Source organism: Vibrio hepatarius, assembly GCF_001274785.1.
Lineage (GTDB): Bacteria > Pseudomonadota > Gammaproteobacteria > Enterobacterales > Vibrionaceae > Vibrio > Vibrio hepatarius.
In genome coordinates this window covers 1-18,240 of the sequence record NZ_LHPI01000047.1, presented here as the reverse complement: position 1 = coordinate 18,240, position 18,240 = coordinate 1, and the positions used below count along the sequence as shown (strand labels likewise).

The following is an 18,240-nucleotide window of genomic DNA, read 5'->3' as shown; positions in this document are numbered from 1 at the left end:
CAACAGCAACAGCAACAGCAAGGCGATTCTGGGCAATCAGGTGATCAAAAGCCAAACGAAAACAACGCTTCGGAATCACAAAATCAGCAAAATGGCCAAAGTCAGCCAACCGATAACGAGAACCGTAAGTCTTCCGAGCAAGAACAAACTCAAGCCGAAGAAAACAAGGACGAGCAACAAAGTTCCAATGGCCAACAAACTGAGAAAAATTCTGATCAGGAATCACAGCAAGTACCGCAAAGTAGCAAAGAGTCATCTGATGAGAGTCAGGATTCTTCTCAACAGGCGCCGACCTTCGCTAAACAAGACAATCAGCAACAGGTTGATCCTCAGTTAAGGAAGCTTGAGCAGGTTGAAAGTGCCCGCGACCCAAGCCGTCTGCTGCGTGCGCAACTTATGCTGCAAGCACAACAGAAACAACCGCCTCAACAGTCAGGTAAGCAATGGTGATGATGAAATATCTCAAATCATATTTAGCGTTTATATTCGCGATCTTAAGTTTCGTCGCGAGTTCGACAGCGTTCGCCACGACCATTCAGGCTACGGTAAGCAAGAATAAAGTGGTGAAAAATGAAGTCTTCCAACTTAAAGTCGTGGTAGACCAAAAGGTCTCCTCTGACGATATCGATTTCTCAGTGCTGGAAAAGGATTTCTACCTCGGTCGACCAAGCTTTGGAACGTCAATCAACATCATCAACGGCAAACGCACATCACACAGCGAGTGGAACATCTCCATCGCTGCGCAGCGTATCGGCATCAGTACCATTCCTGCATTTACTGTTGATGGCGCATCTTCGCAGCCGATTGCGATCCAAGTCGGGGTTGATAACGAGCAACCGAATGTCAGTGATTTGGTTGAAGTGCAAAGTCACCTAAATAAAACGCAGCTCTACCCAAATGAAAGTGCGTTGCTCAAAACACGCTTAATTATCAAAGCAGATCCCCGTCGTTTACAAAACCCACAAATCATTCCGCCTATCGCGCAAGGCTTAACGCTGGCAGCGGTGGGTGACGCATCACAGTACCAAAGCGCGATGGATGGAATGGAAGTGACAGTGGTGGATCAAGATTTTCGCGTCACTGCCGATCAAGCTGGCGAGTTTACTGTCTCCGGTATCGGCTTTAAAGGCAGCGTTGTTTACGGTAATAATCGTAGCGGTACTACGCGCTTGATTGACGCATCAACGCCCGCAGAGCAGTTCAAACTGGTGGTGCATCCCATTCCAGAGAATTACCAAGGCAATTGGTTGCCCGCTTCTAAACTGGAACTGAACCAGCACTGGACGGATTCCAGTGGCAAACCAATCGCTGGCGCAAGATATGAAACCAAAGTAGGTGAGTCGATCACAAGGGAAATCACGCTAGATATTGATGGAATTACCGCCGAGCGATTCCCAAATATCAGCGTCAACTACCCTAGCTCAATTCGTATCTACCAAGAAAAGCCACAGTTTAGCGATCTGGGCAAAGGCACAACCAGAATGACGCTAACCCAAGTGTTGATCCCGCAGCTAGAGGGAGAAATCGCGCTCAATGATATCAGCATCAATTGGTGGAGCAGCAAAGAGAAGCAACAGCAAACCGCCACAATAAAAGGATTAATTTTGTCAGTCGCTGCTGGTGAAGCTTTAAATGGTAGCGAGCCGCTGGTACTGAATTCTCTTCCGAGCTCGGCAGAAACAATTACCGTTAAAGACTCAGGGTTCTGGCCATACTTGACTGCGCTATTCGCCACCCTTTGGCTAATAACGTTGCTGTTTTTGTTCAAAGCCAGAAGTGCAAAAACCCAACACAAGCATAAAACAAAAGTGCCGAGTAGAAAAAGTGAAGCGCTTATTCACGCGCTAAGCAAAGGCGATGTTGTCCAAGCAAGTTTTCTAGGCAAGCAATGGCTAAGCGAAACGCAATTCAGCGACGAACAGCTTAAGCAGCAAGTCAAAGATGAGTTAGACGCTATGAACGCTAGCGTGTATGCGACCGAGAAACGTCACTGGGACAACAAAAAGCTGATAAAGCTGGTCAAAAAGCTCGATAAATCAACCAAGGTCAAACCGAGCTCAGAGCCGCTTGAACCGTTGTAACAACCAATAGCATTAGGGCATCCAGATTGGATGCCCTGCGTTTTTTATTCTGCGCTGACAAGCAGTGGTGCATTGCCCACAACTCGATTCCTACCCTGCTCTTTGGCTTTGTATAACGCACTGTCCGCTTCACAGTACAAGGTATCAAAGTTAAATTCACTTTGTTCCAACTCAACCACCGCATAACCCACCGACACAGTAAGATGCTGACTAGAAGAATTTAGCTCGTGTGGTATCTGCTCGTCTTCAATACATTTTCGGATACACTCAGCGAGCTTGGATACGCGTTCCGCGTCATAGTCTGAGACCAGTAATGCAAACTCTTCGCCGCCAATGCGACAGAAGACTTCATTATCAAACTGGATGTGGTGTTGAAGAATGTTACCCACTCGCATCAACGCAATATCCCCCTGCATATGGCCGTAATGGTTGTTGTATAAACCAAAATGGTCAATATCGACGAGGATCAAACCGTATTGGTTGCGTTTTGACTCTCCGCTTAAACACATTTCTTCCAACAGCGCTTCAAGCATTCGACGATTACCTAATCGCGTCAGCGGGTCCATCTTTGACAACAGTTCTAACTGCTCATTGGCTTTTTGCAGCTCACGAGTCCTTGCCTTTACCTCTTGCTCCAAGGTGTCATTCATTTGATGAACCGCTTCTTGGGCGCGGGTGCGCAGCAGCACTTCAGTCAAATTGGAGGCAAACATGCGAATCACTTCACGCAGTTGATGGGTTAATGGTGAGCGCCTTAGAAGGTTATCTGCAGCGATAAACGCCACAGGGTCACCATTGTTGTCGACCAATAGCGTCATCGCTGTCCAGCCAAAGCCGACGATATGAAAGTCATGGTAGATCGGCACCGACTCTTCAAACACAACATCATTCGGGTTGATACGCGCGGCGTTAACGATAGAACGATCCACTGTATCGGAGCGATAGTATGATTCATCAACCACGTTACCTTGTATATCCGTTCCCCATGTGCCCTGCATGTGAGTACATTGCTTGTCGGTGAGAAACACCGCAAAGCGGTCGATACCAAGACGGTTGATTGCGAAAGTCACCGCCGATTTGCACACTTCGCTAACCGTCATACAGCGCGATAGCTCCACCATACTGGCGTGCAACATGCGTACGTTCTGTTCCTGACGCTTACGAATATAGATTTGAGATAGCAACGAGCCGAAGGACTCCAACATTTGGCGTTGGTAAGACGTCAGCGGCGCTCGGTTGATGTAGTTGTCTAACGCAATCCAACCAATGATTTCTTCATCATCACGCAAAATAAGCATGCCATTCCAACCTTGGCCAATTACATTACCTGCGGTGTACAGAGGGGCATTATCAACGATCACTAGGCTTTCATTGCCCTCAAACAAAGCATTGATGTAGGTTTCTTCGAGTTGGTGGAGGTCATACTGCGTGTGATGCTCACTAACGGTATTACCGTATTCGTCAGTACCATACGTACCACTAAAACAACGCTTTTTGATATCGAGCAGCATAAACACCGCGCGGTCAAAACCGAGCTTATTACGCACCGCTTCAACCGCCATTCGGTACAGCTCATCCAAATTCTTCGGGTTTGAAATCTCGACCGCCGCTTGCTGTACCAACCTCATGTTCTCGATAAACAACTCTCGCTGCTTAATCACGTCAAGGTATTTGGCTTCTTTCATGTCACGCTGTTTGAATTCTTTCGCCGCTTCCGTTTCAGCACGCAAGCATTGCCAGCGTGCTGCGATAATCTGTAGCACTTCCAATTGATTGTTGTGGTTAGCTTCATCCACCAGCGACACATTGATGTTCTCAACCACCAAATAGGTACGCATCTCGGGGTGATTATCGAGCATAAACACATAACTGTCGGTTGCCATCACTTGTTGATAGTCCCACTGGCAGGTATTCATCGCCAACGGAATAAAACCATCAGAGGTATCAAATTGCGCAATCCACGACCAAAAAGTGCTCGGGTATTTGTCGAGAGACACCGGATTGCCTTGTTGATAGATAAAACTCTGCGTGCCGTTGTTAACCGGTTCGTAGAAAACACTGATGTGTTCAGCTTCCAATAAGTCATCAATGTAAGAAAACAATGAATTGACTAAAAACCGCTGATTTCTGGCTGATAAGATATTTTTAAGAAGAATTCGCGGGAACATAAGCCTAGCCTGCGCCTTGATAATCACCTTTTTTCGTATAAAAAATTAGCAGCTAGTCCTGACCATGCAAACAGCATTAAAAGGCCTATGTTAAGTTACTCGCAATTCGACATATCCTTATTTCGTAGATATGATGCCTCATACATTTTTATGATCTTATTTCCAAAAATTGCATTGACCGTTGTAAAAATTCAGCCGACAACACAGCTTAGATTCGCTACGCTTTAGTTAAGCAGTTTTTGTTATATAAACTTTCCAACCAATTAAGAACTCGAAGAGGACTGTTTTGTGAAGAGTAAGCTGCTACTGCTTCTCGCAGCGATAGTTTGCACACCTAGTTTTGCCAATGTGGACCTGATAAAAGTAGATAAATCCAAGCGCCGAATGTATTTGGTCAAGGAAAACGAAATCATACGTGAGTTTAGAGTCGCACTAGGCAAACAGCCAAAAGGCCACAAAGCGCAAGAGGGTGATCAGCGTACACCAGAAGGGCTATATTACTTGGACTTCATCTTGGAAGATTCGCAGTATTATCGCTCGGTTCATATTACCTACCCCAACGATCGAGATATCGAGAACGCCAGAAGACACAACCTCAACCCTGGCGGCAATATTAAAATCCATGGTCTGAAAAATGGGGAAACCAAATCCGCAAGCTATATTCAGAGCTTTGATTGGACCGACGGCTGCATTGCGCTGAGCAACCAAGAAATGGATGAATTTATCCAGCTTGTCGATGTTGGCACCCCTATCGAAATCTATTGGTGACCAGTAGTTGTAATAGCTAGGCTAGTTATCTCTGGTCACCCACCAGCACATCAACGAACCAATCGTCACCATGATCACGCCTTGTAAAAAACTCTGTGTTATCGCAATTCCAAGGATAAACGACGATATGATGGTGGACAGCACTGGAGTGAAATAAGACAGCGTCGCCAGTAGCACCATGTTCCCGCCTATAATGGCGTAGTTCCACAGCGCATAGCCGCTCCCCATCGCAATTCCCGAGATCAGCAGTAATCCACTCGCTTCCCAAGTCAGCGTCATCCCCGTTTCGTTACTTAGGGCATACTTAATCCACAACGTCACCGCCGTCATAATAAAGAACAGGGTAATTGCGTTTTGACCATTGGATATACGCTTGGTTAAGTTGCAGTAGATAGCCCAAAGAAACGCACCTACAAATGCCATCGCGTAAGTGACTGGGTTGGTCGCGACATTAGCGACGATCTGCGCGAAAGATAAATCTTGGTCGCCTGTGACGCTCCATGCGACACCGAGAAACGCAATGGCGATACTTGGGTAAACCCATAAGCTAGTCTTCTTCTGGCTGACGATCACCGCAAGCAGAACCGTCAACGCAGGCCAGAGATAGTTGATCACCAACATTTCGATCGCTTGGGTGCGCGAATTGGCCATCCCTAATGCTAACGCAAGGCAAATCTCGTACGCGACAAACAATCCGCCACAGATAAGCACGTAACGGAGCGAGTAATTTTTTAGTTTAGGTACGCCCATTACCAGCACCAAAAACACCGATGCAACGGTATAGATGGAAGCAGCGCCACCAACAGGGCCGAGCAACTCTGTCACGTTTCGCGCAAAACCCATCACGCTACTCCACAACAAAATGGCGACAACACCACAAATAGTAAACTTATGTTGGTTCACGTATTCGCCCTAAATGACTATAGCCATCACCCTACGTAGACAGTACATCACTACCCAAGGGCTGACTTAAATGAAAAAAGCCGGACTATAATCAGTCCGGCTCAATTAGGTAAGCCGATGTTTAGATAATTTCCCAGCTATGGGTCATTTCTACACCTTTGCCCAGCATGAAACATACTGAGCAGTATTTCTCCAGAGAATCCGCTGCGACTTTAGCAACTACGTCTGCATCCAGATCTTCACCTGACACTTCAAAGTGGATGTTCACTTTAGTGAAAATACGCGGCGCCGTATCACGACGTTCTGTCGTCAGCTTAGCGGTGCACGTTTGCACTTTTTGACCCGCTTCTTTTAGGCCATCAACCACATCAACGGAGCTACAACCGCCTGCTGCCATCAAGACCATTTCCATTGGGCTTGGTGCGGTTGCGCCGCCATTTCCATCCATCACTACCGAGTGACCAGATTGAGATTGCCCCAAAAACTTAAAATCTTCGATCCATTTTACTTCAGCTTGCATTGTTGTATCTCTTTATACATCCATAGGGAAAACCACGCCTGTCTGGCGACGGATTTCTGTTAGTAATTTTGCTACAATCAGTGAGCGCGTTTTGCACTCTTCATCGAGTTTGTTTGTCTTCAACTGCTCAGCAAAGGCTTTTGCTTCATAGTACATTGGGTTGGAATCTTGCTTCACGCTCAGATCCACACCGACACCGCCGCGACTAATTTTGGTAAGTTTCTTCGCTGTGGAAATCATTTCCATTAAGAGCGCGCCGTTTTCACCTTGAATTTCGCTCGGTAGGTAAGAATCACTGGTTTTCGAGTGTTGCAGTACCACATCGAAACCTTGGTAACCCAAAATCACACTGCCACTACCATCTACGCCTGAATCAAGCAACTGCGCTTCCGCTTTGACTGAAACTGGCTCACCAAACAACTCAACCGCAGAACCTAAACAGTAATAACCGATGTCCATGATTGAACCATTGGCGAAGTCTGGATTGAACGTGTTTGGATTTTCACCCGCAAGATATTTTGGGTAACGCGATGAGTATTGGCAGTAGGTAATAAACGCTTTACGAATCTTACCAATGCTGCCCAAGTTGCTCTTGAGTAGTTTAAAGTTTGGCGCATGAGGTGACATAAACGCTTCAAACAGCACCACACCACTTTCTTCAGCAACTTGGTACATTTGCTTGGCGAGCGTCTCGTTGGCCGCCATCGGTTTTTCACAAACCACGTGTTTGCCAGCTTTCATCATCTGCATGGCTTGCGGTGCATGCAGTGAGTTAGGGCTGGCGATGTATACCGCGTCAAACGCATCCGATTTCGCGAACTGCGTTAAATCATCAAACAGTTCCACCGAGCCATATTTTTCAGCAAATTCGGCGGCTTTCTCTTTTGAACGCGAATACACAGCACAAAGTTCATACTCACCCGTTTTGAGTGCAGCATCGACAAACTGACCAGTAATCCAGTTTGTTCCTATTACAGCAAGTTTAATCATAACTGGGTCCCTTACTACGAAAGGAGCCGAGTAGGCTCCAATCAGAAACGAATCATAAATATTAATTGTTATTACGTTGTCGTTATACAGTTAACACGACTCTGACTGCTAAGAGAATCAAAACTGCGCCAGAAAGTCTATCGATAAGTTGCGCTTTCGCACGAATCTTATCCAATAAGCGCGGACTTGATAGCAAGAGCGTAATTAAGGTGTACCACAAACCATCTACCACAAGTGGAGTCAGGACGATCAGCGATTTAGCGCCAACACTATCACCAACCGCGACAAACTGGCTGAATAGTGCGGTGAAGAAAAGCGCAATCTTAGGGCTGAGCAACGAAATCAAAAAACCTTCTTTCGCCGACTGCCAAGCGCTGCTCTGCTCACCCGCTTCTAATTTTTCTGCCACACCACCTTTTGAACGAAGCGCGTTATAACCGAGATAAGCAAGGTACGCCGCACCCGCATAACTGATCGCCTTAAACACCAAAGGAGATTGCTGCAACACCACCGCAAGGCCAATCAAGGTAATGAATGCGTAGATACCGATGCCTAGTGCGTGCGCCCAAGCGGTCGCCAAACCATTAGCTCGACCGCCAGCCAGACTGTGCTTAGCCACCATTGCCAAGCTTGGGCCGGGTGACATCGCACCGAGCAAACATATTGTGAATAGGGATAGCCAAATCGTCAGAGTCATTCTTATTGTCCTGTTGTGTTGCCGATAGACTTAACTTAATCCAGCCAAATAATGATTTGAAATCAAAGTTCAGAATACTGGCTATGATTTCAAATCATACCAATTGAATAACGTGAGGTACGCATCGCATGCAACACCAATTCTCGCATCCATTGATGGGCTTTATCTTGGTCATATTTGGGATGCCACATCAGCCAGTATTGATGCAGTTGGGTATCAAACGGCAGCGGTCGGTAGGCAAGCGGGTGATCATTGGAGAGATTGGCGGCAATATGCTCAGGCACGATCATCAAATAGTCGCTCGACATCAATGCGTTAATCGCAGCCGAAAAGAACGGTACTTTTAACGCCACACGGCGCGCATAACCCAGTTCAGCAAGGGCAACATCAGCATTGGAGTCTTTATCCCCACCGCCAGTCACTTTAAGGTGCGGGTACGCGGTTAGCCGTTCGCAGCACAAAGAAGGTTCTTCAAGTAACGGATGCCCTTTGCGCATCAAACACACTGACTTATCTTCACCAATTTTGACGCTGCTAATATTTTCAGGCTGCTGCGGTAGCATGGTCGACGCCAAATCAATTCCACTAGCATTAAATTGGTTGAGATAATCGGGCTGCCAAAGCCGATAAGCAATATTAACCTTTGGCGCTTGCTCGACCATGACTGAAACCACGTTGGGCAGAATATATTGCGCCACATAGTCGCTCGATGAAATCACAAACTCTTGCTTCCACGTTTTCGGGTCAAACACGTCATCACTAAGCAGACTTTCAAACTCACCCAGTAAATCGTCTAAGCGCCCTTGTATCGCGAGTGCACGAGGCGTGGGGACTAATGTATTACCATCACGCACCAGTAATGGGTCGCCGCATAGCTCGCGCAATTGAGACAACTGTCGGCTAACCGCAGACTGAGTAATGTTCAGACGTTCGGCCGCTCGGCTCACATGACATTCATCAAGCAAGACTTGCAGCGAACGCAGTAAGTTGAGATTAATTTGGCTAAGAAGCATGTTTGGTATTAAAAAACTCGGTCAATACTGTGTGTGTCATTAAGTGGCGCAGTTCCGGAATGGTTTGTAGTTCATCCCTAATCGCGTTAAGTCTTTGCATGCTCGGCACCTCTACAAACAACATCATGTCAGTTTCACCACTGATCGCATGGCACCACTTCACACCATCAATCTGGTAGATTCTTCTCGCGTAAGTTTCACAGTAATGTGTGGTCGCCGACATATCAAACTTCAGTGCCATGTAGGCTTGAATCATCGGTAGATTCTGTGGCGGAGCCAATTGAGCGTGGTAACCCAATATGACCTTATCAGCCTCAAGTTTTTGTATCCGAGCCGTCACGGCAGAACGGGAAAGGTTCACTTCTCGGGCGATATGACTCACTGAGGCGCGAGCCTGATGTTTTAGTATCTCTACTATTTGACGATCAAACTTATCCATATTACTTCCTGTCATAACTCAACTTATCCTGTTGATTACAGGTAATGTGACACAAATACGTCCACCAATAAAGCCGTCAGTTTGTATTAATTTTGCTGCGATTCCGTCAATTTGACGGATATCTACGACGAAATGATGGCTGCTTATCCTGAGGTTATTGAGTAAGCTACAGCTATATCTCAAGGAATGGATACTATGGGCGAATTAAAAAAAGAAATAACCCTTATTTCAGGAATAGGACAACTCTCGACAACGTTACTAGGTACTGGGCTATTTATGGTTCCCGCAATTGCTGCAGGAATCGCAGGGCACTATTCACTCTGGGCTTGGGGCGTATTGTTTATCGCGATTTGCCCGATTGCACTTACCTTCGCACAATTAGGAAAACGTTACCCAAGTGCGGGTGGTACGGCGTATTTTGTCCGTCAGGCGTTCAATAAACGTTTAGAGCGCAGCGTTGCTTGGTTATTCGTGAGCGTTATCCCGGTTGGCGTGCCCGCCGCAATTGCACTCGCTGCTGGCTTTCTGCAACAGCTATTACCTGATGCCGTTAACTCCGCCATCGTCGCCCAAGTGATCACCGTTGTACTGCTTATGGCGGTCAATCTGGCTGGGACAAAGTCTTCTGGTCGACTCCAAACCGCGATTGCGCTGAGTGTATTCGCTCTTGTGGCAGCATTTTGGTGGAAAGGTGATGTTTCTACCAACGATTTCACTATGCCAGCACTCAACTCAGAATCGGTTTGGACCATTGGCGCTGCCCTTGGTGTGATGTTCTGGTGCTTTGTCGGCATTGAAGCATTTGCTCATATGGGCGAAGAGTTTAAGAATCCACAACGTGACTTTCCCATTGCGATCCTGGTCGGTAGTTTTATTGCAGGCGCCACTTACTGGGCGTGCTCGGTGGTGATCCTAAAACTGGGCGCTTACGGCTCACCAGACTTTGAAAGTACGTCGATTCCATGGATTTCAGAGCAACTGTTTGGCAACCAGTTCAAAGTGCTGATCAGTATTCTTGGCTTTGCTGCCTGCTTTGCTAGCGTAAACCTTTACACACAAAGCCTTGCTCGCATGGTGTGGGCGCAAGCGCGCGAATACAAACCCGACAGTGCCATGGCACGAATCTCCATCAAAGGTGTGCCAGCCAACGCAACATTAATGATCGGCGCGATATTAGTGGTTTCTTGCGTTGTCGGCGAACTGTCTGAATTAGATTTAGAGTTCTTCTTAAAACTCGCCAACAGCGTCTTCGTTTTGGTTTACCTGTTAGCGATGCTCTCTGCATACAAATTGCTCAGCGGAGTAGGCAAAGTGCTGGCAGGTATTGCCCTACTCTTGTGTACGGGAGTGTTCATCTGCCTAGGTTGGTCGATGTTATATGCGCTAACGATCTTTGCGTTGTTCTGTTTCCCTTGGGAAAAGGTTCGCCCGATAAGACAACCTAAACCTGAATAACCTCCTTTGAGCCAAATAGCTCAGCCAAGCGCTGAATATTTGGCTCGATCTCTTCCAACGACACATTGCCAAAACCTAAGATGACACTGCGCCAAGTCCTTTCATGGGGCTTCTGCTCGTAGTAGTTCATCGGCCGCATAATGATGTCCGCCGCTTTAGCACGTTCAACCCAAGTATCCTCTTCAATACCACCGGTCCACTTTAGAGTAATGTGTAACCCCGCCGCTTGGCTGATAATCTCAACACGATTGGCAAAGTGACGTTGAATCGCTTCGCTCATGGTTTGGTGTTTCAATTTGTATAAACGGCGCATCTTACGAATATGGCGCAACAAATCGCCTTCGTTAATAAAATCGGCCAGTGCTTCCTGAGTATGAGTTGGCGTATCCCCACTGGTCGCGTCTTTGACGGCTAAACACGCTTCAACAATCGATTCGGGCACCACCATGTAACCCAATCTTAATCCGTTAAACATCACCTTACTGAATGAGCCAATATAGATGACCTGCTCATCGCCGCCCATTTCACTTGCGAGTCCTTGTAAGCTGGTATAGGGCCGATGGGCAAACTGAAACTCGCTGTCGTAATCATCTTCAATAATCCAACGCTTCTCCTGCGCCGCCCATTCGACCAGCTGTAAGCGCTGCTCAGTATTGAGCGTGGTGCCCATGGGATACTGGTTACTTGGCGTAACATAGAGCGCTTTCGCATTGGAACAAAACACATCATTCAATTCGAAACCCTCGCGCTCCACAACACGAAGATCTTGGAAACCGAAGCCGTTCAATGCCACCACTTTACTCATTTGCGCGTAACCCGGTTGTTCCATGAGTACGTTGTCGCCCTGCTCTAGTACAGCATTGAGCGCAATATACAACGCTTGCTGCGCACCAGAAGTAATGATAATTCGTTTTGGATGACAACTAACCGAACGACTCGATGCAAGATAATTGGTCAGCGCTTGGCGAAGCGCCAAACTGCCTTGTATCTCTTGGTTACCAAGGAGAGATACGCGAGTGGCGTGACGCTGCAACATACGCTGCCACTTGCTAAGCGGAAACTGTTTTAAGTCCGGCACCCCCGGGGCAAACAGTTTGTTGATGTCCGTTGCCGATACGGATGAAGTTGGTTTGGTCACCGGAATTTGACTCGACAAATAGTGATCCGGAAGCTCGACCGCGACATAGAAACCAGAACTGCGTCTGCTCTCTATATACCCTTCGGCAGCCAACTGCTCATACGCAGCGATCACTGTGTTGCGACTTAAAGCGAGTTCCCCCGCCATTTTTCGAGTTGAGGGAAGCTTTCCCCCTAACGGCCACAAGTGAGCGACAATTTTGCCGCGAATAGCGTGAAACAGCTGTTCTTGGAGAGTTGCCTTACCTTGGCTAAGCGCTAAGTCGCCTATTTCAATCGGCGTCATTCTGGATCCATCCATTATCTAAAACTGGCTCTTAGTAAAGTACCACTTAACGTTTAGATTGTAATCAAAGAAGACGAATTGAGGGCGAAAGGATGTTATCTCAGACCAAACGTACAGAAGTAAAGAAAGCGAAGCACAAAGCGATATTCGAACAAGAGCAACTACACAAGATCATTGATGAAAGCTTAATAGGCCACATCGCAATTAGCGAAGAGAACGGGCCGATTGTGATACCAATGCTTGCTTGGCGCGTGGGCGATTATGTCTACATCCATGGTGCAAACAACAGTCGCTTAATGAGAACACTCAAGAAAGGTTTTTCAACATGCCTGACTTTCACACTGTTTGACGGATGGGTGCTAGCACGCTCTGCATTTCATCACAGCGCACATTACCGCTCTGCAGTTGTGTTTGGCTCATTTGAAACTGTTGAAGATGCAAACGAAAAAGACCAAGTGCTCAACCACTTTATCGAACACATTGCGCCTCAAAGAACCAGCCAAGTTCGTTTAAGCAATGCGAAAGAACTGGCTGCAACCATGGTATTGAGAATCCCGCTCACCGAAGCATCGGTAAAAATCAGTAATTCGGGTGTCAATGATGATTTGTCTGACCTAGACCGCCCAGTTTGGGCAGGTATTCTTCCTTATCGAACAGTGGTCGGCCCATTAGAACCCGTTGAGGCATCAACACACCTTGATGAACCCGACTACAGCCAGGCGTATGGAGAACGCTGGTACTCAAATACAAATTAGCGCTAAGCCCAGAATTTCTGGGCTTTTTCATAAATTATCCTAGCCCTGAATGACGCTTCTGCTAACATGTCTTCACTCTAACAAAACTGTAAACTGCGGAGCACATCGATGAGCGAATTTCAGGAGCTATCTCATCACATCCAAACCATTGCTCGAGCGGATGAAGAGCAGCAAAACAGCATTCTTAATGATTATATCGAAGAGGGCCTAGAGCCAGGTTCAGTCGCACTTATACTGGAAGCGTTCCCGATCGATGAGCGTGTACGCTTATGGCGTGGTTTGCCGCTAGAACTGCATATCGAAGTGCTGACCGAAGCCCGTGCCGATGTACGTAATTCGATCATTGCGGCACTCTCTGAAACAGAATTGAAGATCACGCTCGCTAAACTCGACAACATGTCATTGATCGAGTGGGCAGATTCGTTACCCGACGAAATCATCAATGAAGCTCTCAGCCTGATCGAAAAAGACGAGCTTGAGCTTTATGACCAAGCAAACGAGTACGACGACGATGAACTCGGCCGCTGGGCTGAGAGAAAAGTGGTGACACTTCCATTCAACATTTCGGTTGAAAGAGCGAAAGTGCTAATGGAGCGTTACAGTTATGACGCGCCTCATCACATCTACTTAATCAATAAGCGTAAGCAGTTTCGTGGCGTCGTCAGTTACATCGATTTGCTGAGAGCCGAACCGACAGAAAGACTCAAGAATTTATCTAGCGAGAATGTGGTGACATTAAACGCCAAGTTAACGCTAGCAGAAAGCATTGAAGCACTGGAACACTCTTCTACTTCATCTATGCCAGTGGTCGATGATGGACAAACACTCGTTGGTGAAGTGGACTGGCATTTCGCCCTCAGCACGCAACGAGAAATCTACGAAACGCGTTTAATGGCCGGTACCGGTATGGATGAAGGCGATGACCTTTTTGCACCGGTAGTAAAAAGTTCGCAAAAACGTGGCGTCTGGTTAGGCATCAACTTAATGACTGCCATTCTCGCCTCGGTAACTATCGGACTGTTTGAAGATGTTATTGCTCAAGTCGTCGCTTTGGCCGTGTTGATGCCCATTGTCGCTTCGATGGGAGGTATCGCTGGTAGCCAGACATTGACTCTGATGATTCGTGCAATGGCACTCAACCAGATCACGGTAGGCAACCGTTGGGCGTTACTTAAAAACGAAATCGGTATCGGCTCAATCAACGGGCTGTTGTGGGCGGTGATCATTGGCGGTTTGGCTGCACTTTGGTTCCAATCAGGTATTTTGGGCGCCACAATCGCACTCGCAATCGTGGTCAATATCATCGCAGCTGCGCTCTTTGGGGTACTCATCCCTATCGTACTGGATAAACTCAAGTTGGATCCTGCCCTCGCAGGCTCAGTGATCCTGACTACCGTTACCGACGTAGTTGGCTTTTTTGCGTTCCTTGGAACCGCGAGCCTAGTGATGTTGTAAACCCTAGGCACTAATTCTAGTAATGCAAAGGTTTGCATTTTGCATTTTTAATATGCAATGAAATCAATAAAATCTAGTTCGAAAGGACTAGATTTTTGTGCAAATAGGCACTATTAGATTTGGCACATATGCTGCATTAGTTAATCTGACCCTTGATATACCAAGGGTCACCTAGCCAACTGACGTTGTTAGTGAACCATTTTGTTCACACTCATACAAACCAATCTCACTATTTGAGGTTGGTTCTTCTTTTTTGGTATGTTGGAAATTTAAAGCTTTAAAGTCGCCAAGTTCCCACCTGCTGCATAGTGAGCCTCTGCTCGTGCTTTCTGTTTCAATAACTCTTTACTAGGCTTGGCCCATTCGTGCTCTGGTATTGGCTCAGACCATTTATTGATTTCATCGGGAAACTTTGCCATCGAAATTTTACTATCCCATTCTGATACTAGGTATGGTAGCTTCCAACCGCTCAATATGTTAAATAGATAATAACCAATTATTCCTAAATATGACTTGCTCGGATCTGACATAGCCTTATGCACTAAGTACTTAGGCCCATTGCGAAAATCTTGCTTGAGCTGTAGTCGCGTTTCATCAAACGTTTTTCGGCTTTCATCACCTGCCATCGTCGCCCAATATTCCGGACCTTCTTCCATATAGCATCGAATAATCTCCCAAGAACGCTGCCCTTCCTCCATTATTCCCACAGGTTTCTTAAACATCCAATAATCTTCACCTTCTGCGTCAGGGAGCGCTAGCCCAAAAGTAACATCGGAAATGAACGCTTCTCCTGTAAAACCTTTGTGTGTTACCACCCAAGATACAACGTTTTCCCACGGCACAACTGTTGGTGATTTATTTTTATCGTCGAAATAGCAAACTTCTCTTCGTTGTCGATTAAACCGAATAGGTTTTCTCTGAGACTTTTGGAGGGACGTTTTTATAATAACAAACCAGCCTATTAGAAAAAGTACAAATATCGGAATAAACCCGATTAATCCATCTTTTGTAATTCCATGAATAAATGCTTGGGCAATACCCCCATGTCTACTCTGAGAGACATACGCTCCAATGAGAAGAATTGAAATTAAAACACTCAACATCAATAAAATACAAGACATCACTAGCTGTACCTGAAATGCTTTACCATGACTAGCTAGCCCTATATCCATATATGTTTCATTTATTCCGAGGACTTGATTCGACTCACCTAAACTTCCTGGAGTAACCTTAGCAGAAGGTATTGGTTTAGGGGAAAAGAAAAGAGCTTCCCCTAATGGAAGCCTACGTACTTCACCAGCTAAAGGTCTTCGTTCTTCTAAATTCAATTCTTGTTCTAACGTATTCTCTTTAGACAACTTATACACCTTGCATATTTAACTGATTCGTGTTTAAGGGCTGTAAGTTGCCTGAAACGAGCTCTTTTACTTTAAGCATAGACACTTCACTTAATAGCCCCCTTTGTTTAGATTTATTGTTTGATACCTTACAACCACCTTCTCATTTGAGTCGGGTGTAGGGAAGTAATGCAATTCGATGGCTACCCCATGCTGGGCGTTAGATTCTATTTCGTATATCGGTACACCGATCGTAAGAGGTTCTTCGGGACTACTCAAAACTACCCATTGTTGACCAATTTCTTCAGTCCAAGGCTCACATTTGTTTTCGCGATGATTAACTAACCAGTAGATAGAAACTTCTATTCCTGCTTCATCAAGCTCGCTTATTGTTATTCCTGGTATTGATAAAGAAAGGGCTTTACCTCTTGATAACGGTATAATTGATAGAACTGGTTTAGAGCTAATTTTGGCAAGTTGTTCATTACTTTGACTTAGAGACATACCTTTTGGTTCATTCCCCCACTGGCTACTCTTAATCCACTGCATATACTGAGACAAACTATAACGATTATAGCAAGCTGTTATAACCAGTTGAGCCGCTGACACCACCAAACCAATTGAGTTGATCCTCATCCCAATAGACAGTAGACGGCTACCTTTAGTTGCCCAAAGAGCAGCTTTTGTTCCTTTATCTGCATTTGCTACCAACCATCCAACATGGGCGCTCCTAAAGAAACCGAATCCATTTGCCACTGTTAGAGCGGACTCAGCAATAACATCAGAACTATGCTTGAAAATCAAAGCTGAATTGCCAGCTTTCAAGGCATCATATAATTTTTGGGTTGATTCAAAGGACTTAATTATTGAGGTTCCAAAGCTAAATCCATACGCAAAACGCTCCTGCCCCTACAAAGGCCAGTGGTCCAAGTACAAAGACAGCAATGATACACACCGCAATCCCCACCCAAGCTAAGCCGCGAGCGATCTTGTAAGCCACCTCTGGGATCATATCTTGCTTGGTATAATGGATGCCCATTGAGGTTAAATGATAATAGCGATGTTTATCGGGAAGAAATAAGTATCTTGTTATCAAAACTCCCATAGTTGCCAAAATAAAACAAAACCAAAAACCTGCACTCCACATGGAGGTATCTTCAACAATCATTAAAAATGTTGGTAGAAATAGGCCAATAGATAGAGCGATAAGCCACCGAATAATTGGAGAATAGTTTCCATCAGGACCAACATATTCCCATGAATAGTCCACTTTACACTGATACAGTTGCTCTTTTAATGTTTCGATTTTCTCCTTGGAGGTCATTTATTCTGTTCTCACTTCAATGGTACGAGTTGCAGATTCTTTCGGTGCTGGTGACACAGCTAAGTCACCTTGGCTGCAGCCTGACGCCACATAGCCAAGTTGCTGATGTTCAGATGCTTGTAATGTTGATGGGTACGGCAGTAATATCTTGAGTGGTGCAAAGTCGGTTGAATTACTCCACCACCTCTTCATCTTGCTGATAAACAGGATGTTTGTATTGGTCATTAAGTCTTTTGATTTTTACAACCTCAATACTAGGAAAGAGTGAGCGTAAATAATTTAACAGCGCTTCTTTTTGCTCAAGTGATATATAGATATCAGCAGAGTAAGAATGTGCACCTTTCTCAGGAATCGCGAATGACACCACGCTGTTGTTAACTAGACTAAAAGCGACGCTGCGCTCATCAATAAAGACATAAGACTTATCAACGGTTGACTGGAAATTAGTCATTCCAAATGCCATCAGCGCAAACGCTCCAGCACCTACAAATGCCAGCGAGCCAAGTACAAAGACAGCAATAATACACACCGCAATCCCCACCCACGCAAAGCCACGAACGATTTTGTAAGCCACTTCAGGGATCATATCTTGTTCGGTGTAATGAATACCCAGTGAAGTTAAGTGATAACAACGATGTTTATCAGGGAAAAAAAAACCTTGAGATCAACACAAATATCGTCGAGATGGCAAAAATACCCCAAAATACTGGTGTGTCTACAGTAAGATCATCGCTAACCAACCAAAGAAAGCCGAGCATTGAATAACCAGCAACTATCGATAACCCCCATATACCTAGATGGTCGTATTTACCGCCCCACCCCTTATGCTCCCAAGAATACTTGGTTTCAGCGCCATAAAGTTGGGCTTTAAGTGACCCTATTGATTCTTTGTTGGTCATTGTTTGTTACCTA

The 18,240-nt window shown here is 45.8% G+C and carries 18 protein-coding genes and 2 pseudogenes; 6 read left to right on the top strand and 14 right to left on the bottom strand.

Annotated features, from left to right (window positions below; genetic code table 11):
* Both AKJ31_RS23315 and AKJ31_RS21895 read left to right on the top strand, forming a co-directional pair.
* A pseudogene (locus AKJ31_RS23315) lies at positions 1-450 on the top strand (hypothetical protein); the annotation flags it as partial.
* On the top strand, positions 450-2,081 hold the full coding sequence (locus AKJ31_RS21895; RefSeq protein WP_083440004.1) for a BatD family protein: 1,632 nt from the start codon (positions 450-452) through the stop codon (positions 2,079-2,081). The pseudogene AKJ31_RS23315 and the gene AKJ31_RS21895, both read left to right, overlap by 1 nt.
* Before the next feature lie 44 nt (positions 2,082-2,125).
* On the opposite strand, the gene AKJ31_RS21890 is transcribed toward AKJ31_RS21895, so the two are convergent.
* A complete protein-coding gene (locus AKJ31_RS21890) occupies positions 2,126-4,249 on the bottom strand; it encodes a sensor domain-containing diguanylate cyclase (protein WP_053411118.1) in 2,124 nt (707 codons plus the stop codon).
* A 288-nt stretch (positions 4,250-4,537) separates the two neighbouring features.
* Here AKJ31_RS21890 and AKJ31_RS21885 point away from each other — a divergent pair, with 288 nt between their 5' ends.
* Positions 4,538-5,017, top strand: a complete 480-nt coding sequence (locus AKJ31_RS21885; protein WP_053411117.1) for a L,D-transpeptidase family protein — start codon at positions 4,538-4,540, stop codon at positions 5,015-5,017.
* Positions 5,018-5,038: 21 nt separating this feature from the next.
* Here AKJ31_RS21885 and yddG read toward each other — a convergent pair whose 3' ends face one another.
* The 6 genes from yddG to AKJ31_RS21855 all read right to left on the bottom strand — a co-directional run bounded on the left by yddG (position 5,039) and on the right by AKJ31_RS21855 (position 9,579).
* A complete protein-coding gene (gene yddG, locus AKJ31_RS21880) occupies positions 5,039-5,920 on the bottom strand; it encodes an aromatic amino acid DMT transporter YddG (RefSeq protein WP_053411116.1) in 882 nt (293 codons plus the stop codon).
* Between the two features lie 121 nt (positions 5,921-6,041).
* Positions 6,042-6,440: an OsmC family protein gene (locus tag AKJ31_RS21875; RefSeq protein WP_053411115.1), complete on the bottom strand. Its 399-nt coding sequence runs from the start codon at positions 6,438-6,440 to the stop codon at positions 6,042-6,044.
* 12 nt (positions 6,441-6,452) lie between these two features.
* On the bottom strand, positions 6,453-7,430 hold the full coding sequence (locus AKJ31_RS21870) for a Gfo/Idh/MocA family protein (RefSeq protein ID WP_053411114.1): 978 nt from the start codon (positions 7,428-7,430) through the stop codon (positions 6,453-6,455).
* Positions 7,431-7,512: 82 nt separating this feature from the next.
* The gene (locus AKJ31_RS21865) at positions 7,513-8,127 is read right to left on the bottom strand and encodes a LysE family translocator (protein ID WP_053411113.1); all 615 of its coding nucleotides are present in this window, start codon (positions 8,125-8,127) and stop codon (positions 7,513-7,515) included.
* Positions 8,128-8,216: 89 nt separating this feature from the next.
* A complete protein-coding gene (locus AKJ31_RS21860; RefSeq protein WP_053411112.1) occupies positions 8,217-9,140 on the bottom strand; it encodes a LysR family transcriptional regulator in 924 nt (307 codons plus the stop codon).
* A complete protein-coding gene (locus AKJ31_RS21855; RefSeq protein ID WP_053411111.1) occupies positions 9,130-9,579 on the bottom strand; it encodes an Lrp/AsnC family transcriptional regulator in 450 nt (149 codons plus the stop codon). Before AKJ31_RS21855 ends, AKJ31_RS21860 begins: the two co-directional genes overlap by 11 nt.
* A gap of 195 nt (positions 9,580-9,774) precedes the next feature.
* Here AKJ31_RS21855 and yjeH point away from each other — a divergent pair, with 195 nt between their 5' ends.
* Positions 9,775-11,034, top strand: coding sequence for an L-methionine/branched-chain amino acid transporter (gene yjeH / locus AKJ31_RS21850; protein ID WP_053411110.1), 1,260 nt, complete (start codon positions 9,775-9,777; stop codon positions 11,032-11,034).
* Here yjeH and pdxR read toward each other — a convergent pair.
* Positions 11,021-12,472, bottom strand: coding sequence for a MocR-like pyridoxine biosynthesis transcription factor PdxR (pdxR, locus tag AKJ31_RS21845; RefSeq protein WP_157052417.1), 1,452 nt, complete (start codon positions 12,470-12,472; stop codon positions 11,021-11,023). The genes yjeH and pdxR overlap by 14 nt on opposite strands.
* Positions 12,473-12,549: 77 nt before the next feature.
* Here pdxR and AKJ31_RS21840 point away from each other — a divergent pair, with 77 nt between their 5' ends.
* Positions 12,550-13,212 (top strand): pyridoxamine 5'-phosphate oxidase family protein, encoded by a 663-nt coding sequence (locus tag AKJ31_RS21840; RefSeq protein WP_053411108.1) that lies wholly within the window; start codon positions 12,550-12,552, stop codon positions 13,210-13,212.
* 108 nt (positions 13,213-13,320) lie between these two features.
* A complete protein-coding gene (locus tag AKJ31_RS21835) occupies positions 13,321-14,667 on the top strand; it encodes a magnesium transporter (protein WP_053411107.1) in 1,347 nt (448 codons plus the stop codon).
* A gap of 269 nt (positions 14,668-14,936) precedes the next feature.
* Here the strand turns inward: AKJ31_RS21835 and AKJ31_RS21830 are convergent, their stop codons facing one another.
* The 6 genes and pseudogenes from AKJ31_RS21830 to AKJ31_RS23490 all read right to left on the bottom strand — a co-directional run bounded on the left by AKJ31_RS21830 (position 14,937) and on the right by AKJ31_RS23490 (position 18,227).
* Positions 14,937-16,025 (bottom strand): DUF6708 domain-containing protein, encoded by a 1,089-nt coding sequence (locus tag AKJ31_RS21830; protein WP_053411106.1) that lies wholly within the window; start codon positions 16,023-16,025, stop codon positions 14,937-14,939.
* 90 nt (positions 16,026-16,115) lie between these two features.
* A complete protein-coding gene (locus AKJ31_RS21825) occupies positions 16,116-16,829 on the bottom strand; it encodes a hypothetical protein (protein WP_053411105.1) in 714 nt (237 codons plus the stop codon).
* A gap of 55 nt (positions 16,830-16,884) precedes the next feature.
* Positions 16,885-17,328 (bottom strand): hypothetical protein, encoded by a 444-nt coding sequence (locus tag AKJ31_RS21820; protein ID WP_053411104.1) that lies wholly within the window; start codon positions 17,326-17,328, stop codon positions 16,885-16,887.
* The gene (locus AKJ31_RS21815; RefSeq protein ID WP_053411103.1) at positions 17,329-17,520 is read right to left on the bottom strand and encodes a hypothetical protein; all 192 of its coding nucleotides are present in this window, start codon (positions 17,518-17,520) and stop codon (positions 17,329-17,331) included.
* Between the two features lie 225 nt (positions 17,521-17,745).
* Positions 17,746-17,980: pseudogene (locus AKJ31_RS23650) on the bottom strand (hypothetical protein); the annotation flags it as partial.
* On the bottom strand, positions 17,970-18,227 hold the full coding sequence (locus tag AKJ31_RS23490; protein ID WP_053411101.1) for a hypothetical protein: 258 nt from the start codon (positions 18,225-18,227) through the stop codon (positions 17,970-17,972). The gene AKJ31_RS23490 and the pseudogene AKJ31_RS23650, both read right to left, overlap by 11 nt.
* Positions 18,228-18,240: the final 13 nt, after the last annotated feature.

Bases quoted from the DNA above. Each gene is read 5' to 3' on its own strand.
- AKJ31_RS21855 (WP_053411111.1), bottom strand. From the start codon at position 9,579: ATGGATAAGTTTGATCGTCAAATAGTAGAGATACTAAAACATCAGGCT.
- AKJ31_RS21840 (WP_053411108.1), top strand. From the start codon at position 12,550: ATGTTATCTCAGACCAAACGTACAGAAGTAAAGAAAGCGAAGCACAAA.
- AKJ31_RS21870 (WP_053411114.1), bottom strand. From the start codon at position 7,430: ATGATTAAACTTGCTGTAATAGGAACAAACTGGATTACTGGTCAGTTT.
- AKJ31_RS21820 (WP_053411104.1), bottom strand. From the start codon at position 17,328: ATGACCTCCAAGGAGAAAATCGAAACATTAAAAGAGCAACTGTATCAG.
- AKJ31_RS21875 (WP_053411115.1), bottom strand. From the start codon at position 6,440: ATGCAAGCTGAAGTAAAATGGATCGAAGATTTTAAGTTTTTGGGGCAA.
- AKJ31_RS21865 (WP_053411113.1), bottom strand. From the start codon at position 8,127: ATGACTCTGACGATTTGGCTATCCCTATTCACAATATGTTTGCTCGGT.
- AKJ31_RS21815 (WP_053411103.1), bottom strand. From the start codon at position 17,520: ATGAAGAGGTGGTGGAGTAATTCAACCGACTTTGCACCACTCAAGATA.
- AKJ31_RS21895 (WP_083440004.1), top strand. From the start codon at position 450: ATGATGAAATATCTCAAATCATATTTAGCGTTTATATTCGCGATCTTA.
- pdxR (WP_157052417.1), bottom strand. From the start codon at position 12,472: ATGGATGGATCCAGAATGACGCCGATTGAAATAGGCGACTTAGCGCTT.
- AKJ31_RS21860 (WP_053411112.1), bottom strand. From the start codon at position 9,140: ATGCTTCTTAGCCAAATTAATCTCAACTTACTGCGTTCGCTGCAAGTC.
- AKJ31_RS21835 (WP_053411107.1), top strand. From the start codon at position 13,321: ATGAGCGAATTTCAGGAGCTATCTCATCACATCCAAACCATTGCTCGA.
- yjeH (WP_053411110.1), top strand. From the start codon at position 9,775: ATGGGCGAATTAAAAAAAGAAATAACCCTTATTTCAGGAATAGGACAA.
- AKJ31_RS23490 (WP_053411101.1), bottom strand. From the start codon at position 18,227: ATGACCAACAAAGAATCAATAGGGTCACTTAAAGCCCAACTTTATGGC.
- AKJ31_RS21890 (WP_053411118.1), bottom strand. From the start codon at position 4,249: ATGTTCCCGCGAATTCTTCTTAAAAATATCTTATCAGCCAGAAATCAG.